We start from the raw sequence: 3,162 nt of genomic DNA, 5'->3' as shown, positions 1-3,162 counted from the left end.
CCTCCCCCCACCGCGCCCGCAACCCCGTCGGCAGCCATGTCGCCGTCGCCGGCGGACTCGCCGCCAAGGGCCTGGCGTACGCCCGCGAGATCGGCGCCGAGGCCGTGCAGGTCTTCGTCGCCAACCCGCGCGGCTGGGCCACCCCGGCGGGCGACCCCAGGCAGGACGAGGCCTTCCGCACGGCCTGCGCGAACGAGGGGATCCCGGCCTACGTCCACGCGCCCTACCTGATCAACTTCGGTTCGCACACCGAGGCCACGGCCGAGCTGTCCGTGTCCTCCCTGCGCCACTCGCTGCGGCGCGCCCGGCACATCGGCGCCCTGGGCGTGGTCGTCCACACCGGCTCGGCCACCGGCGGGCGCGACCGCGCCACGGCTCTGGCCCAGGTACGCGAGCGGATGCTGCCGCTGCTGGACGAGCTGGACCCCGGCGAGGGTTCACAGGATCCGTGGCTGCTGCTGGAGCCGACGGCCGGCCAGGGCGCCTCGCTGTGCGCGCGGGCCGCGGACCTGGGCCCCTACCTCGACGCCCTGGAGCGGCACCCCCGGCTCGGGATCTGTCTGGACACCTGCCACGCCTTCGCCGCCGGGCACGACACGGCGGCCGAGGGCGGCATGAAGGCGCTGCTGGACGAGGTGGTGGCGGTGGCCGGCGAGGGACGGCTGCGGCTGGTCCACGCCAACGACTCCAAGGACGTCGCCGGCGCCCGCAAGGACCGCCACGCGAACATCGGCGCGGGCCACATCGGCGCCGAGCCGTTCCGCGAGCTGCTGCGCCACCCGGCGACCGAGGGCGTGCCCCTGGTCATCGAGACCCCGGGCGGCAGGGAGGGGCACGCGGCGGATGTGGCCCGGCTGAAGGAGCTCAGGGGCTGACGGACCCCCCGGACGGCGGGAAGGGCCCCACGAGGGGGCCGCGCGAGCGGGCCGCGGGCCGGTCGGCTCCGGTCACAGTCCGGGGCCGTCGCCCGGCGCCTCCTGGTACGAGTAGCGCTGCTCGTGCCAGGGGTCGCCGATGTTGTGGTAGCCCCGCTCCTCCCAGAAGCCCCGGCGGTCGGCGGTCATGTACTCCACGCCCCGCACCCACTTGGGCCCCTTCCAGGCGTACAGATGGGGTACGACCAGCCGCACCGGGAAGCCGTGCTCGGCCGTGAGCGGCTCACCGGCGCGGTGGGTGGCGAAGAGCGTGTGGTCGGCGGTGAAGTCCGCCAGCCGCAGGTTGGCGCTGTAGCCGTACTCGGCCCACACCATCACATGGGTGACCTCCGGCGCGGGCGGCACGAGTTCGAGGAGGGTGCGGGTGCGCACCCCGCCCCACTCGACGCCCAGCATGCTGAACCGGGTGACGCAGTGCAGGTCGGCGACCACGGTCTCGTGGGGCAGCGCCGAGAACTCCTCGTGCCTCCAGCGGTGCGTGTCCCCGTCGGCGGTGGCCCCGAAGACGCGGAACTCCCAGCGTTCGGGCCGGAACCTGGGCACCGGGCCGTAGTGCGTCACCGGCCAGCCGCGCTGGAGCCGCTGCCCCGGCGGGAGCTGCAGGCGCTCCTCTTCGCGGCTTTCCGGCTGAACCATGCCTCCATGGTGACAGACCACCGGCCGTGCCCGTGACCGCGCCCCGGGCCGCACGGGGAGCCCGAGGACGCGAACGGCGCCGTGGGGCGCGGATCGCCGTGATCCGCGCCCCACGGCGCCACCGTGTGCCGGCGGCACCGGCGCGTGCCGGCACCCGCCGGTGCGCCGGTGCGCCCGCCGTTCACTGGTCCCGGTACATCTCCGCCACCAGGAAGGCCAGGTCCAGCGACTGGCTGCGGTTCAGCCGCGGGTCGCAGGCGGTCTCGTAGCGCTGGTGCAGGTCGTCGACGAAGATCTCGTCGCCGCCGCCCACGCACTCGGTGACATCGTCGCCGGTCAGCTCCACGTGGATGCCGCCCGGGTGGGTGCCCAGGCTCTTGTGGACCTCGAAGAAGCCCTTGACCTCGTCCAGCACGTCGTCGAAGCGCCGCGTCTTGTGCCCGCTGGCGGCCTCGAAGGTGTTGCCGTGCATCGGGTCGCACACCCACACCGGCTGCGCGCCGGAGGCCGTGACCTTCTCCACCAGGGTGGGGAGCCTGTCGCGGATCTTGTCGGCCCCCATCCGGGTGATGAAGGTCAGCCGGCCCGGCTCGCGGTCCGGGTCCAGCCGGTCGATCAGCGTCAGGGCGTCCTCGGGCGTGGTGGTGGGGCCGAGCTTGACCCCGATCGGGTTGCGGATGCGGGAGGCGAACTCGATGTGCGCGCCGTCCAGCTGGCGGGTCCGCTCGCCGATCCACACCATGTGGCCGGAGACGTCGTACAGGTTCCCCGTGCGGGAGTCCACCCGGGTCAGCGCCGACTCGTAGTCGAGGACCAGCGCCTCGTGCGAGGCGTAGAACTCCACCGTCTTGAACTCCTCCGGGTCCACCCCGCAGGCGTTCATGAAGTTCAGCGCCCGGTCGATCTCCCGGGCCAGCGCCTCGTAGCGCTGGCCGGAGGGGGAGTTCTTCACGAAGTCCTGGTTCCAGGCGTGCACCTGGCGCAGGTCGGCGTAACCGCCGGTGGTGAAGGCGCGCACCAGGTTCAGCGTCGCCGAGGACGCGTGGTACATCCGCTTGAGCCGCTGCGGGTCCGGGGTGCGGGCCTCGGCGGTGAACTCGAAGCCGTTGACGGAGTCGCCCCGGTAGGAGGGCAGGGTCACCCCGTCGCGGGTCTCGGTCGGCTTCGAGCGCGGCTTGCTGTACTGCCCGGCGATCCGGCCCACCTTCACCACCGGGACGGACCCGGCGTAGGTGAGCACGGCCCCCATCTGGAGCAGTGTCTTGAGCTTGTTCCTGATCTGCTCGGCGGAGACGGCGTCGAAGGCCTCGGCGCAGTCGCCTCCCTGGAGCAGGAACGCCTCGCCCTTGGCCACGGAGGCCAGGCGGGCGCGCAGCTGGTCGCACTCGCCGGCGAAGACGAGCGGCGGATAGGACTCGAGATCGGCGATCACATCGCGCAGAGCCTCGGGGTCCGGCCATTCGGGCTGCTGCGCCGCGGGTAGGTCTCGCCAGGTGCGGGCACCGGCGTCGGGTTTGGCGTTCACGGTCACGCGTCCAGGTTACGGGGTGGGGTCGGCCGCTCAGCCCGCCTGACCGATGGGTGAGACGGA

The 3,162-nt window shown here is 73.2% G+C and carries 3 protein-coding genes; 1 reads left to right on the top strand and 2 read right to left on the bottom strand.

Translation table 11 applies throughout. The features are described from left to right. A partial coding sequence (locus tag L7D48_RS16990) for a deoxyribonuclease IV (RefSeq protein WP_237880291.1) occupies nucleotides 1-875 on the top strand: 875 nt, incomplete at its 5' end. Nucleotides 876-947: 72 nt separating this feature from the next. On the opposite strand, the gene L7D48_RS16985 is transcribed toward L7D48_RS16990, so the two are convergent. Continuing rightward, entirely contained in the window at nucleotides 948-1,571 is a 624-nt protein-coding gene (locus tag L7D48_RS16985; RefSeq protein ID WP_237880290.1) for a sulfite oxidase-like oxidoreductase, read from the bottom strand. A 181-nt stretch (nucleotides 1,572-1,752) separates the two neighbouring features. Continuing rightward, nucleotides 1,753-3,096, bottom strand: coding sequence for a class II 3-deoxy-7-phosphoheptulonate synthase (locus L7D48_RS16980; RefSeq protein ID WP_374492557.1), 1,344 nt, complete (start codon nucleotides 3,094-3,096; stop codon nucleotides 1,753-1,755). Nucleotides 3,097-3,162 lie beyond the last annotated feature (66 nt).

The organism is Streptomyces sp. ICN903 (assembly GCF_022015835.1).
GTDB classification, from domain to species: Bacteria; Actinomycetota; Actinomycetes; order Streptomycetales; family Streptomycetaceae; genus Streptomyces; species Streptomyces fenghuangensis.
This window is presented reverse-complemented; position numbering and strand designations above follow the sequence as displayed.

Coding starts and splice junctions, on each gene's coding strand:
- L7D48_RS16985 (WP_237880290.1), bottom strand. CDS start 1,571: ATGGTTCAGCCGGAAAGCCGCGAAGAGGAGCGCCTGCAGCTCCCGCCG.